Below are 15,826 nucleotides of genomic sequence, written 5' to 3'. Positions count from 1 at the left end.
AAGTTTTGTAACTGATGCAAAAGTAACCGAAAGGCAAAACTTTCCGTTGCAGGATTGTCCAAAAGGTGTTTGAACTCTGCTTTTTAAGTTTTGATTTTGTTGAAAAAGGTTTTAAATTTCTCCAATATGCCCTAATTAAGGCATATTGGAGAGAATGAGGACTATTCCCAATTCGGATTTTGATTAAATTTAATCATCAAGTCCATGTCTCTTTGTGGAATGGGAAATAGTTCATGCTTACCTTTTACAGTATGTCTGTAAACAACATAATTAAATTCAGTTTCCGCAGTCCACCAGTTAAGCAAATCATTGTATGTTTTTTGAATAGTTTCATAATATATTCCCCAGCGGATTAAATCCATGCGGCGGTGTCCTTCAAAAGCCAGCTCATAAGCTCTTTCTTGATAGACTGCTTTACGAAAATCTTCTTCATTTAAATCTTTTAAATCACAAATACTCGTCTTACTAGGATTACCAAATCCACGACGGCGCACCATATTGATCGCTTCATAAGCTTCATCAGTAGGTCCATGTTTCCATTCATTCAAAGCCTCTGCGTAAAGTAAAAGTACATCTGCATAACGTAGGAAATACCAATTAACATTTGATTTATCGTTATTGATTAATTTACTGGTGGTTACATATTTTTCAATGTCCCATTTAGCAGGTGTATAATTTTGTTTTTCTTTTTGTCCTTTAGTGGGGTCTTTGTCTTTTTCTTTAGCAGAATAATCGGTATCATTTTTTCCTTTTGTCCAAAGTACTTTATCATCATCGTATTTATAATTGGCAACGGAAAGATCGCAGCGTAAGTCTTGAGGATGTTCACGCCATTCTGTTACGAAAGTATGCACCACTTTCACATTTCCTGCGCAACTTCCACGCTGTCCTGCGATTGATGTGGTTTTAACTCCATTCCATTTTCCAATACGGCCTACAGGGTCACTGTTTCCTGAAACGGTAGGGGAGTAAAATGATATTTCGATCAAGCTTTCTGTTGGGTCCCAAACCCCGTTACAAGTGTTTTTCCATAATTGTTCGTAATCAGATAGAAGAGCATGTTTGCCGGATTCTATTAAAGTACGCGCGGTTTTAGCGGCTTCTTCCCATTTTGACTCATCATATACAGGATATCCTGCCCATGTGGCGTAAACTTTTGATAATAAGCCTAGAGCAGCCCCCCTGGAAAAACGATAGCTGTTATCGATGCGGTATTGGTCATCTTGTGCATAGGGCAGTATTCTACTAGCGTAAAGCAGGTCATCTTCGATGAATTCATACACTTTTTCCGGTTTTACTTGAACAAATGTTCTTGGATCTTGTTTCGACATTTCTGTATTGGTCATAAGAGCAATATTACCATATCTGCGCACTAATTCAAAGTAAAACATAGCTCTTAAAGCTCTTGCTTCAGCTATATATAAAGTGGCCAATTGACGGTCGGTATCTGAGTATGTATTTATTTTGCTTGAGATTCTTTCTAGAAAATCATTCGCATTATAGACACCGGCATACAAAGATGACCAAGTAGTTTGTACTTCCGATTGAGTGGTAGGAAATGCATTGGCTGGTATGATACGATAGTTCTCCGTACTATTTCCTTCTGCCTGCTCCATATCTGTTCCTAAATTAAACAATATAGATAAATGATAGCCATATTGTCCATCTTCTATGGTTGAACGATAAACACCTTGTAATACAATCTCTGCCTCTTTAGCATCTCGCATAAAGTTTTTCTTTTCTACATCGGTGCTGGTTTCTTCGTCTAATGTGCAAGAATTAAAAGGTAATGCACATATTACTGACATTGCTATATAGTATAGAATCTTTTTCATTGTACTTAATTTATTATTAAAATTGAATATCAAGCCCAAAAGTAAATACTTTACTCTTTGGATATGCACCCCAATCTAGTCCAGGAGTCATCGGATTGCTCCCTGCTGTACTTACTTCCGGATCATAACCACTATATCCTGTAACACAGAATAAGTTTTGTCCTGTAGCATAAACACGAAGTCTGGATACATAGAATTTACTTGTCCATTTTTTAGGTAAAGTATAACCTAATGTTATATTTTTCAAACGAAGGAATGAACCGTCTTCTACAAAACGTGAATAGACATCATTGGTAATGTATCCATTATATAAAGGTACTTTATTGGATGCATTGGTCGGACTCCAGCGATCCGCTACTTCAGCCAGCATATTTCTACGTCCGCTTCTTGATTGAGTTGAATATAGACGGGTTGCATTATAAACGTCATTGCCGTAATTAAATTGTAGCATGAAACTGAAGTCAATCCCTTTATAATTTAGTGTATTGGTGATACCTCCATACCATTTGGGGATTGCAGAACCGATGACAGTACGGTCTTTGGTTGTAATTTTACCATCTCCGTCTTGATCTTTATATTTTACTACACCCGGTCTTAAAGGCTCTTTTGTACTATAGCGCGGGTCATTAACGACTCCGTCTTTTAAATACAATGTAGGATCGCCTGGTTTTGTGTAAAAATCAGAACTTTGGTAGATCCCATCAAACTCATATCCATAGATCAATCCTAAAGATTCACCGACTTTGGCTATGTAATCATATGCGGTGAAGTTGCTGTCGAATCCGGAACGTGCATACATCGCATCTACACCGGAAGCAAGTGACTTTAATGTGTTTTTGATAAATGATATATTAAAGTTCGTATTCCAAGTAAAATCTCTTGTTTGTATGTTAATACTGTTCACATTTAATTCAAATCCTTTATTTTGGATCTTACCAATGTTCTGCATTTGTGAGTTAAAACCTGTAATGTGTGCAAGTGATTGAGCTAGCAAGAGGTCTTTTGTGTTTTTGATAAAGAAGTCTGCTGTAATATTTAGGCGACTATCAAAGAAACCAAGATCTACACCTAAGTTCACGGTATTGGAACCTTCCCATTTCAGGTTAGCGTTTTTGAGTTGTTTCGGTGTCAATACCGTTACTGTATTATTACCTACTCCATATTTACTGGCTTCATATAAATCTAATGATAAATAGTTTGAAATACGGTCATTACCGACAGTACCCCAACCGAAGCGAACTTTAAAGTTTGACAACCATTTTATATCTTTCATGAATGCTTCTTCAGAAACACGCCAAGCAGCTGAGAAAGAGGGAAAGTATCCCCATTTATTCTTTTGGGAGAATACAGTAGAACCATCTGCACGTATTGTCGCTGTTAATAAATAGCGATTGTCATAATTATAGTTACCACGGGCGAAGAAGGATAGTAGCATCTTGTCACTATAGCTGGAGCTCACTTTACTAGGAGTAGCTCCGATGCCTAAATTGTCATTGCCCAGATTATCAAATGGGAAATCCATCGCTTCTCCTAATAGATATTCGCTGCTTTTGAATGAAACTTCATGGCCTAACATCACATCATAAGTATGTTTTTTAATCTTTTGTTTCCATGTGAGGTTATTATAATTAGTCCAACGTACGTCGCGTCCCATTTGAGTTCGGCCATACGGCTTTTCTCCATTACGATATGCTTCTTTAGAACCTGTTTTGTAAAAAATGTCAGTTCTGCTGTCAGTTGTATTATAGGTACCAGCTGTCTTAAATGTTAATCCTTTAATAATTTGCCAGGTAACAGATGCATTGGCTGACCACATTTCTCCACGTTTATCATTAGTAACGGATTCGGTTTGCATGACAGGATTGACTTGCGCAAGGCTTTCTCCAGTCTCTAGCATTTCAGGGTCAATAGCAGAATTTAATAATTCTTCATCTGTCAGCTTCAGACCACCTGTTGGACGTGCACTTAGAATTTGTGCTAACATATTAAAACGTCCGGAGTCTGCGGAAGTTCCCACACCTTTACGGTTCGTTTGTGCGTAATTAACAGTTGTATCAAAAGTGATGTTTTTTGTTATCTTTTGATTAAAGCGAATTTTACCTGTCGTTTTATCAAATCCACTATTCTTAAAAATACCATTTTCAATATAACGGGAAAATGAAGCTGTATATTTGGTATTATCACTACCGCCTGAGATGGATAGATTATGGTCTTGTGACCATGTCGGATTGAAAGTCTCTTCTTGCCAGTCTACTCCTTTCATTCCGATATAATCTTCCGCTGATTGATAAAGATAAGGAATTCCATTATCATCATTTCCTGATTTATAGTAGGAATTTGCATATTCGGTTTTTATTTCTCCTTGCAATTTAACGAATTCATAAGGAGAAAGTACATCTAACATTTTTGAAATCTTACGATAACTTGCAGAGCCGTTGTAGTTAATTACAGGGCGTCCTACTTTACCTGACTTGGTGGAAACCATAACCACCCCATTGGCTGCGCGCGCACCGTAGATAGCGGCAGAGGAGGCATCTTTTAAAACTTCTATAGATTCAATATCGGAGTTCGATAAATAATCGATATTATCTACTTGAAAACCATCTACGATATAAAGTGGAGAAGCATCTCCTGTTAAAGTACCTACACCACGGATGTTGATATTAAATCCAGCTCCCGGTGTACCGTCAGTTTGGGTAATTTGTACTCCGGCAATTTGTCCTCCTAAAGCCCCCATAACAGAACTGCTTTTATAGCCTTCAATGTCTTTGGAAGCGACGGATGCAACAGAACCTGTCAAATCACCTCGCTTCATGGAACCATATCCGACAACAACAACTTCGTCTAAAGTTTTATTATCTGGTACCATTTTAACATTCATAGGAGATTGTCCGGTATATTTAATCTCTTGGGTTTTATATCCAATATATGAGAAAGATATTATTGAACCTTTTGAGGTTGTTAACGTAAAGTTTCCGTCGAAGTCAGTAATAGCTCCAGTAGATGCACCTTTTACCATAACTGTTGCTCCGATAAGCGGAGTGTCTGTTTCATCTACAACAACACCTTTTACAGTTATATTCTGGGCTTGTAGGCTGATTGTGAAAATCAGTGCTAAGAGGGTGATATACCCTCTTAGTTTTATTGATTTAGTGATTGTATTATACATAGTTAATGATGTTTTGCTCATTATTTAATAAATTTTTTGTCAAACCATATAATGATAGGTGCTATTTTCTTTCCATTTTTTAATAAATCTCCGGTTTCTTTTGTATCAACGGTGACATTTGTAAGGAAAGTCATTTCTCCAACCATAATTCCATTAGCATATTCTCCTTTACTATTTTTCCAGATATTCGGACTGATATGTATAGTCAGGTCATTAGGAACGACATAGGCTAATGCTACGGATAGTCTATCCGATTGATTAGGTAATTTCTTACTATGGCTCATATCGTATACGCTGCCGTAATATGACATCGGATTTCTAGACCCGGTTGATAGTTTTATATCCATAGCTTTATAATATGTAGTCCATAGTTCATTTAAGAATGAACCGGCAGTTGCGGGTGCTCCTTTTACTAAAGTACCTTCTGTGGGATAGTAGTTAAATGAACGGCGGTAATCTAATGCGAAATTAGAAGTTGTAGTTGTTCCGTTAACTGTAACCAACGGAACAGTTGAATTACCACCATTTTTAGGATCAGCTTGGAAGACAAAAGGATTATAATGGATATGTACTCCATTATTTGCTTTTAAGTCATAATGAATAAATACAAGAGTTGTTTGAGATATCTGGCTATCTTTATCTGTTCCGGCTGTTGCTGTAACATAACAAAATCCTATTGTATTTGCTTTGACTTCATTTTTATCTGCGGGCCATGTAGCTTCTTGATTGAAACTGATTTTTCCTGTATTGCTATCGATTGTTAAGTTGTCACAATTATTTCCGTTCTTGATGCTCCATGCGACCGATACATTCCCTTTAAGCCCTGTTTGTGGACTTGGGAAAGTGAAGCTTTTTAATGTAGCATCCGCATTAGCTTCATTATCTTCTGTAATTCTAAATTGATTAGCATTATTTTCTTCTGGTACATCAATGTTGTTTCCATAACGAATATCAGTGAAGTAATTAGGATTCTCAATGATATTCAGAGTAAATGTTGCATCTGCAGGATTTTCTGCGTTTTTAGAGTTAGTCGCTCTCACGGTAAGAGGATAATTTCCTTGTGGAATAGTATTCCCTTTTTCTACAGAAATTGTTCCGGTTTGGGCGTCAAATTCTATCTGCCCCTTTAATGCATCCGGTTCATTAATCAAGCTGAATTGGATATTATCTCCTTTCAACCCTTCCTTAGGACTAATGGTGAACTTTGAATATTGATATTTATCAATACTTGTTTCATATTCGAATCCTGAAATTGGCTCAATGTATTCTACGACTTGTAGTGTAAATGCATTATTGAAATCTTCTTCTCCAAAATTGTTTTTAACATGTATTGAGATGACATAGTTATTTCCACTTTGCAATCCGTGGTCTTTGTCAACGGAAAGAACTCCGGTAGTTGGATCTATTTTAATTTTATCTGTTGTAGGGGTAATATTTTTTATAGAATATTCTATTCCTTCTAATGAACCTTTAAGTGCAGGCGCATTACTCTGAAATGAGGTCTTTCCACTTTTGTCGTTTTCAGCTTCTAGCATATCTTCGTTAGGAGTGTACTCCAAACCAAAAGGTGCTGACGTGACATTTATTTCTAGTGCATTCTCAAATATTCCTTCATCTTCAGAAGAAGCTCCGGTTGTTAGTTTTAATGAGATGTTATAAATACCGGGAAGAAGTGCTGTGCTACCTTTGATAATACTTATTTTTCCACTTTTAGTGATGTCGAAGTATTTTGAATAGTCACTTTTGGCAATCTCATATTTGGTAATGGTTACATGATCTCCATCTGTCTTGACTTGCGCTGTTGGTAGTTCTACTTCACTTGTTTCATCAATAATATCATTATATTTGACTTGGAGTTTGTTGGGTTCCACTGTAATTCCATCGGGGACGGCCTTCAAAAAGTTTATTTCTACAATATCTTTAAATTCATAATAATTCCCTCCGGATATGCATGATATGGATAATTTATATAGGCCAACTTGCATATCTTTGGTGCTATTTATAGATATGAATCCATCATTCGGGTCGATAGTAAAACAATCTCCGGAATAGGCTTCACCTTTTAAAGTAACTTTGGTTATAGCAAAGTCAGAAGGTGTATTTCCTTTATAAGTTGGGCTACTAATTCTTCCACTCATCGAAGGACCTATATCAGTCATGCCTGAGTAGAATATTGTGAATTTAGTAGAATCGGTAGTTTCTGTATCATCACAAGATGTATAAACTACACCCATTATAACTATCATCAGACTCATTATAAGCCTTGATTTGGTTTTTAATAATGTATGTTTCATTTCTTAGATATATTAATTAAGTGTGTATGACAAATTATATTCTTTATTATCAATAATTACTTTTACTGATGTTCCATTTGCATGGAATGTTCCAGCGACCTCATCATCTGCTATATCTGTAAATGTGGCTGTCATATTGATGTTTGCTGCTTCCGTACCTTCATTAATTGGGTATATTATACTGATGAATCTTGCAGCACCATTTTCTATTTTAGGTTTGCGTATGGTAACTTGATAACCTTTACGTTCGGTTTTTTGTCCTATATCATTAGAAGTATTAGTCGTTTTTACGGATGCGCTATAATTGTTGGCTGTTTCAACAAAGGTTCTAAGCATGATATTATTATTGTCGCTAAAAGCCGTATGTGCACCGTAAATATGGCTGTCTTTTTGTCCTTCGTCTATTACAACATCGCTTGATGCGTTTTCAATAGGACATAAATGAAAATTCACATTGATGTTACTGTTATGGTCTGCTGTGGTATCATATCCTTCATCTACTATAACAAAGAACTTTTGATTAACAAAAAATACAGAACGGCGATGGGTCAAATTCAGATGTTTTTCAGCTGAAACAGTATATGTCGGATTTTCAGTAACCAAGACATCATAGGATGTTGATTCATCCGTCTTTGTTGTTAATTGAAGCAATTTTCCTTTCATACTATCGTCAGGTATTGTTTTACTCATTATGGTTAACGTGTTATGTCTGGCTGTTTCGCGATAGCTCTCTCTATCGCTCCCACTGTATGCGTATGACCCTGCGTCAGGGAAGAAATTACGTCCTCCTTTATATAAACTAAATGTACCGTTATCTGGTTGACAGTGATATTTTTTATTAGTATTGTTGTTTTTTAGTATCATCATCATAGATTGGTCATCCCATTTATTACGCAGAATATAATACCCTCCATTCGTATAAGCTTTTTGTAAATAAGTAGGTGTGGATCCACTTAGTCTTTCTGAAGCCACCCATTGTATTTCTTGATCATCTGGGAACATTTCTGCATACTTTTTGAAATTTTTAATGAGTACACTTTTTCCTAAACGACTGGAACGGGTATCATTAAAGTTTTCTACACTGTAATTGGGATAAGTGATATCCATGACAAAATGAGCTGGTAATTTTAACTTCTCAAGGTATCCTGCCGGAAATCCGCCGGCTTTATTATTTAATTGAGCTATTCTGTAAGTTTCATAAAAATCAGAGATGGCACCAACGTGGTAGCTAATATCAAATTCGTAATGTACTCCATCTGCAAGGAACTGTTTATCTATTTGTTCTCCTAGTTTCTGAGAACCTTCTGATAGCCATTCATTAGCATTCTTGAACTCAGGCATGAGTATGCCTGCCATTGCTACAGCTTGTGCTTGGGTAACCAGAATGTTACCTTCTTTATAATAATTCAAACGAATACATTCTACTTCTTTGGCAAATGCTGTCAAGAAGACAGAGAGCCATTCTGGCGTGAAATTTTTAGATTGAATGAAATAAGTCATGATATCTATTTGTGAGATAACTCTTTCAGCTACCTGTAAACCTTTCCATTGATAATCAACATCATTCTCTTGTCCTCCTTCTTCGGGGAATGTTGTTCCTTCTTCATAAGGAAAAGTCTTAAGCCAATCCGAGTAAACATTGATCCATGATTCTGCATATTTTTCATCACGACTTGTGCGATAGGCTTTTGCTTGTGGGAGCATCCATTGATGGCGATGAATCTGATATTTAAATTCTTGGTCAGTGACTTTACTGGGAATGAACGACCAGTCTATTTTATTATCTTTAGTAAAAGAATAATAGATCTCTTTTCCATCTTCGACTCGCTCTGCAAAACCTCTAACATAAAATCTGTTTTCTAATGCTTGATCAGCTATATTTTGTTCAGATGCAGTAATTGGTGTGTTCATCAGTTGGATATTAGGGTTGATGACACTTGTTCGATTTCTGTAATACTCTAATAATTCATTTACTGCATAGTAGTATTTCCCTGAATTATAAAATTCTTTGGCTTTTTCCAGTCCTGGATAATCAAGATTGATAACTGCAAATAGTTTTTCATCGATCACATCATTAGGCTGATTAGGAGGAAGCATATCTATGTCTATATTGCCTCCGGTCAATATTTCCTCCTCGTTGTCTGAGCATCCAGTAAATGCTAGCAGACCGAACATACAAATAAAGAAGATGTTCTTCATACTTTATTAGGTTTTAATTATTAAAAGTTATATTTTACTGTTTGCAAATGTAATCTATTTATTTATGGCTGATGATTTGTCTTGTTCACACTTTGTTCAAAAAATGATTTTTTGATATTAATATTGTTGAATCATATATCAATAATGTCTAAAGAAATGTTTTTTTAGGCTGATAGTAAGTCTTTTATATATCATAATGTAAACTTTGTCCTGTTCAATTCATGAAATAAACTAATTCATTTTCGTACGGATTTGAATTAAATGCTACATAGTGAAAAAATATCTATCATAAGTATCATTCATTTTAATAATCATTTCATTATCAGAAGAATAACTATGATAGATGCCTTTTTAAAAAGGTATCTATCATAGTTTTATTGCAAAAAACAGCTATCTATCATGCCTATACTTTGTCTATTTTAGTGTAGTATTAGGTGAGATTACCCATTTAAAGGCATAAGAATGCACGTTTTATAGGATGACAACCTGTATTTGACAGCTTAATAATCTATTGGGAGCGGTAATGTTTCTATAGCCCACGTATGCAGGCTGTACAGCCCACGCTTGTAAACCATGCAGCCTACAGATGCGGGCTGTACAGCCTGCATACGTGGGCTATAAACTTATCACCGTTAAAGTTGGATTATCAAGCCACGATCATCGGATTTATACAGGTTCATTGCAATAAAAACAAGCTATCTTATGCATATAGGGCCTTTATTCGGCTATTTTGTTGATGATAGATAACCTGTTTTTGCTGGTAAAAGTATGATAGATACCTTTTTAAAAAGCTATCTATCATACTTATTCTTTTGATAATGAAATGATTATTAAAATGAATGATACTTATGATAGATATTTTTTCACTATGTAGCATTTAATTTAAATCCCTACTGAAAAAAAGAAAAGTACTGTCTTATATTGAGGCTGTTTGTTGTGTACAAAGTTTTACCTTGTATCTACAATAGAAATTCTTCTATATTGTCAGGAGTAATCACGGTGAAAGTTGCTTCAGGATAATTGTCTGAAAAAGCTTTGGGGAACTTGGCAGAACGTTTAGGATTCCATTTGAATTCATAAGTCATTAGTTTTCCATCTCCCTCTTCTATTAAATCAATTTCCTGCATAGCTGTTGTGCGCCAAAACCATGTATTATGCCATAAACGGTTATATTGGAGGTATTTGATACGTTCTGAAACGAGGAAGTTTTCGAATAAAGCTCCTATGTCTGAACGAGTTTCCGCCAACGAGAAATTAGCGATTACAGCATTGCGTATTCCATTATCATAGAAATATATTTTTCTGCTGCTTTTTAATTCATTTCTTAGATTTCTGCTGAATGAACCCAGCCGGAAGATTATATATGATTGTTCGAGTAATATCACGTAGCGTTCCACTGTCTTGGGATCGAGATCACACAATTGTCCTAATTCATTATAAGAAACTTCCGAACCAGTTTGAAAGGCCAATGCCTGAAGAAGTTTCATAATTTTATCAGCTTTCTTGATATGCTCCCAGTCCAGAATATCTTTATATAAGTAGCTATCGGAAAGCTGTTTTAGTATTTCGCTTTCTGAACCGGGATGTGTAACGACATCCGGATAATAACCATAAACGAGGCGATGGGGGATAAGACGTTTCTCATCCAGTAAACCATGATGATTGACCATTTCTTTGAAAGAAAGAGGATACATTTTATATTCCCATTTTCTTCCGGTCAGAGGTTCATTTACTTTGTTGGCCAGGTCGAAAGAGGAACTTCCTGTAGCAATCAGTTGTATTCCGCTTATTTGATCGGTAATCAGTTTCAGGCGTAATCCTATATTTTCGATGCGTTGTGCTTCATCGATAATAATGATTTTCTTTTGCCCGAATATGTATTTCAAGCGGGTTGCCGATATGTTCTCGAATAGGCTGCGGGTATCTTGTTCGTCTCCGTTCAACCAGAGCACATCGTTGTTATCTTTGAACATTTGTTTCAGCAAGGTGGTTTTCCCAACTTGACGAGGCCCCATTATTATAATTGCCTTATCTTGCCATAACTTTTCTTGAATCGTTTGCTCTAATGTTCTTGCTATCATAGTCTACCTCCTTTAACTTAAGAACAAATTTCGGTCTTTTTTTCTTCAAATCCAAAAATATCATGGTTTTTATGGATTGTATTCTGTAAAAACCATGATATTTTTGGATTTCATATTTGTTTAGTTTGCAGTAAATGTAACAAAAATATTTCCTCAACTTATCCTTTCGCTTTCTTAATATACTCCGTAGGCAAACATCCGAAATACTTCTTGAAACTCGTAGCAAAATAAGACGGCGTATTGAAACCTACCATTGTGCTGACCTCTGCTATTGTATAGCGGCCATCCTTCAGTAATTTTGCTGCTTCATTGAAACGAATCTTGCGTATAAAGTCAATAGTCGATTCGCCTGTGATGGCTTTCAATTTAAGATGCAGATTAGAACGACTCATATTCATTTCTCTGGCAAATTCGTCAGTAGAGAATTCAATATTATCCATATTCTTTTCTACAATCGCTACAGCACGTTTTAGTAAAGCTTCATCCATGGCGTTAAACGTAATCTTTTCCGGTTCCACTTCCAGGGATTTGGAATACCGTTCAAGCATACGTCTACGGGTACGCATCATATTCTGTATCTTCGTAGTCAGGATAGCAAGTGAGAATGGTTTCGGGATGTAATCATCCGCACCCATTTGCAGACCTTCCATCTGGTCTTTGACTTCGCTTTTAGCAGACAGGATAATCACGGGAATATGACAGGTACGGATATTTTGCTTCACATTCTTGCATAATTTGATACCATCCATCACAGGCATCATGACATCAGTTACAATGATGTCAACTTCATTGTCTTTCAGTTTTTCCAAAGCTTCTTCACCATTTCCGGCTTCCAGCGTATTGAAGAGTTCGGCAAGTCCGCTGCTAAGATAATGGCGGATTTCATTATTGTCTTCTACAATAAGAATAGTGCCACGCTTCTTGTCACCGCCTTCGATCGTTTCGTTTTCGACCTTTTCCGTATCAATGAAATACATTTCTTTCGAGTTGGTGGAATATACCTGACCTTCCTCATTCAGAGTGTCATTAGAAGCTAGTTCGGAGGGTTTGTAGGTATTTATGTCTTGTGGCAGGTAAACAGAGAAAGTACTGCCTTTACCCTCTTCACTATCCAGTTCGATACGACCATGGTGCAATTCTACCAGGCGTTGTACCAGTGAAAGACCGATACCACTTCCTACATGCTCGCTCTCTATCTGATAAAAACGTTCGAATATTTTTCCTTGTTTGTTGATAGGAATACCAATGCCGGTATCACTAACTTGCAGTACCAACCAATTATTTTCCTCTTTCAATGTCACAGTAATGCTTTGACCGCTTTCCGTATATTTGAAAGCATTTGAAAGCAGGTTATTAACAATCAGTTCCAGATAATTAGGATCAAAAAGTTCCTCTTTATCTTCCAATTCGGAATGGAGAGTATAGGTAATCTTTTTGTGGCGCGCCAGTTTATCATAAAACAAGAAATTATCTTGTATTAGTTGATGCGCATTCTCTTTCTTTGCTTTCAGCTCGAAAACTCCCAATTCGGCGCGGCGATAATCCATCAATTGATTGACAAGATGTAGCAGGCGATTAGCGTTGCGTTGGATATATTCCAGCTGATTACGAGTCCAGCGGTCACTGATCTTATTGATTATTTCTTGTAGAGGAGTTAAGATAAGAGTCAACGGCGTGCGAAGCTCATGGGAAATATTGATGAAGAAACGCATCTTCATCTGGTTGATTTCTTCTTGATGTTCCTTATCCCTACGTTCAATCTCCAGCTCTGCTTCCATGCTTTTACGCATCCAGAAGAAGCGGAAGACGAAAGTGATAAAGCCGATAAAAATAGCGAGGAAAAGCACGATTGCCCACCAGGTCTTGTACCATATAGGGAGAACAATGATTTCTAACATCGTAGGTACAGTGTTCCATTTCCCGTCACTATTAGCAGCTTTTACCAGAAAATGATAAGTACCTTGCGGCAAGTTGGAATAGGAGACAGTACGTTTGTCTGTCAGATAATACCACTCTTTATCATATCCCTCCAATTTATAAGCGAAAATATTGTGTTGACCTGAAATATAGTTGGATACCACAAATTCAAGCGTAAAAGCCGTTTGCCATGATTTTAGCGTGATACTTTCTGTTTCATTGATATTCTTAGTCAAGATACCGGTTTCATCATCCGGACGGACTGTTTTGTTAAACAGTTGAAGTTTAGTGATGACTACCGGAGGAGTGTAAGGGTTGTCCAGTAGGAGTTCCGGGCGGAAAGTTGTGATACCGTTGATACCCCCGAAGTACATTTGCCCGTTAGAGGTGCGGCAGAATGAAGAAGTATTAAACTGATTACTTTGCAACCCGTCGGATTCCGTAAAATTGCGGAACTTCTCTGTCTCCGGATTGAAACAGGAGATACCACGGTTGGTGCTTACCCAGAGACGCCCAAAGGTATCTTCCAGAATACCGTAAACCACATTATTGGGTAAACCGTTAGCAGTCGTATATCGTTTGATTTTCTTCTCTTTTTCATTAAAACAGTAGAAACCTTCACGCGTACCTACCCAAATGATGCCATTGGCTGCTTCATAAATGCAATTGGTAAACATCTTTGTTACAGATGATTCCGGAAGGATAGGAGCTTTTTCTATTTCGATTCCTTCCTGCTGAAAGACTGATATACCTTCTTCACCACCGATCCAAAGACGTTTACGAGAATCTCTGAACAGGATTGTGATTCGTTGTGAAGTAAATGGCGTACCGTCTTTTTCTTTATCTATGGTGGTGAAGCTCCGTTTCTCCGGATTAAAACTAACCAGTGCACTTAAAGTTCCTAATAAGATACTACCCTCCTTGTCAGGAAGAATGGCATACACATTTTCATTGACCAACTGGCTATTCAGCTGATTGAAACTTTCCATTTGTCCACTGTTGCGGTGGAGAACAGTCAGGCCACCGGCATGTGTTCCTATATATACAAGTGATTTTTGTTCGTCTACATATACGGCTTTGATATTGTTGGAACCAATACCGATTTCCCGTTCGTTTTCTTGTAGAATATAGTGTGTAAACTGTTGTGTATTTGGATTATAAAGATTCAATCCACCATCGTTTGTTCCTATCCATAAGTTCTTATCCTTATCTTCGGTAATGCAACTGACTACGTTGTCACTTAAAGAATTCTTATATGGAATACGCTGGATATTCTTGAATCTGTTGCGGATCGGATGATAATAGTTTAGTCCTCCGAAATAGGTTCCAAGCCACATTCCGCCTTGCGAATCCATAAAGATACTGCGGACCGAACGCTGTGACAGGCTGCCGTTTTCTACCGGACTGCTGCTGTAAGAGACGAAAGAGTCGTTTCCTTCATGATAAATGTTTAAATCATTGAATGTTCCTATCCATAGGCGATTTTGCGAATCCAAAGCCAGAGAACGGATATAATTGGAACTGATACTTTTAGGATTGGAAGCAGAATGATGATAGGTCTTGACTTCTTGTGTTTTCGGGTTAAATAGAAGTAGACCGGCTCCTTCGGTAGCTATCCAGATGCGGGTAGGAGATTGTTGCAAAATGGCTTGAATCTGCTTAGTGCCTGTTATCGGAGTAATTCTTTCCAGTTTCTTTTGAGGAATGGAGTAGCTGTAAAGCCCGTCAACCGGGGTGCCGATATAGATAATATCGCCTTGCCTGTAAAGAGCAGAAGCCACTATCTTATGCATAGCCGTACTAAAAGAATCATCAACGAATCGTGATTCTTTAATATCGAACATAGTCAGACCTTCCTGTGTACTTATGAGCAGTTGTTCCGGTGAGATCTCCGCAATTCCGTTGATTTGCAGCTTCTTCCCCTTCTTTTCGTAGAAGAAATTTCTGAATTTATCCTTCTCTTCATCATAATATGACAAACCATCCCGCGTGCCGATCCAAACCCGTCCCTGACTGTCAGCCTTTACGATTCGCGAAATGTCATTAGCGATGCTGTTCGGATCATCTTCATTATGCTGATAAACTGTAAATGAATACCCATCGTACTTGTTTACTCCGTCATAAGTTGCGAACCACATATTGCCTCGTTGGTCCTGATCGATAGAGAATACAGTACTTTGTGACAATCCTTCATTAATAGAGATATAGGAGAAGTTGATTTGCTCCGGAATATCAGAAAAAGCATAATTAACCCCTGCGCATAGAAAAAGTAGACAGATTGCTATTTTGTTAAGGCTGCTCATTATTAGTTCATAAGATTAATAATGGCAT

At 37.1% G+C, this 15,826-nt stretch carries 6 protein-coding genes; all 6 read right to left on the bottom strand.

What is annotated here, in order from left to right:
- Positions 1-161: 161 nt before the first annotated feature.
- Positions 162-1,835 (bottom strand): RagB/SusD family nutrient uptake outer membrane protein, encoded by a 1,674-nt coding sequence (locus BSCG_RS22040; protein WP_008775088.1) that lies wholly within the window; start codon positions 1,833-1,835, stop codon positions 162-164.
- Positions 1,836-1,851: 16 nt separating this feature from the next.
- Positions 1,852-5,025, bottom strand: a complete 3,174-nt coding sequence (locus tag BSCG_RS22045) for a SusC/RagA family TonB-linked outer membrane protein (RefSeq protein ID WP_229037681.1) — start codon at positions 5,023-5,025, stop codon at positions 1,852-1,854.
- On the bottom strand, positions 5,025-7,298 hold the full coding sequence (locus BSCG_RS22050) for a surface glycan-binding family protein (RefSeq protein ID WP_032849329.1): 2,274 nt from the start codon (positions 7,296-7,298) through the stop codon (positions 5,025-5,027). Before BSCG_RS22050 ends, BSCG_RS22045 begins: the two co-directional genes overlap by 1 nt.
- A 12-nt stretch (positions 7,299-7,310) precedes the next feature.
- Positions 7,311-9,497 (bottom strand): heparin-sulfate lyase HepC, encoded by a 2,187-nt coding sequence (gene hepC / locus BSCG_RS22055; protein ID WP_009040740.1) that lies wholly within the window; start codon positions 9,495-9,497, stop codon positions 7,311-7,313.
- A gap of 959 nt (positions 9,498-10,456) precedes the next feature.
- Positions 10,457-11,578, bottom strand: a complete 1,122-nt coding sequence (locus BSCG_RS22060; protein ID WP_008775084.1) for an ATP-binding protein — start codon at positions 11,576-11,578, stop codon at positions 10,457-10,459.
- Positions 11,579-11,736: 158 nt separating this feature from the next.
- Positions 11,737-15,798: a two-component regulator propeller domain-containing protein gene (locus BSCG_RS22065; RefSeq protein ID WP_008775083.1), complete on the bottom strand. Its 4,062-nt coding sequence runs from the start codon at positions 15,796-15,798 to the stop codon at positions 11,737-11,739.
- Positions 15,799-15,826: the final 28 nt, after the last annotated feature.

The organism is Bacteroides sp. 2_2_4 (assembly GCF_000157055.1).
In the GTDB taxonomy this organism is placed as follows: Bacteria; Bacteroidota; Bacteroidia; order Bacteroidales; family Bacteroidaceae; genus Bacteroides; species Bacteroides ovatus.
The sequence above is the reverse complement of the archived record's forward strand: the minus strand, read 5'-3'. Positions and strand labels throughout refer to the sequence as shown.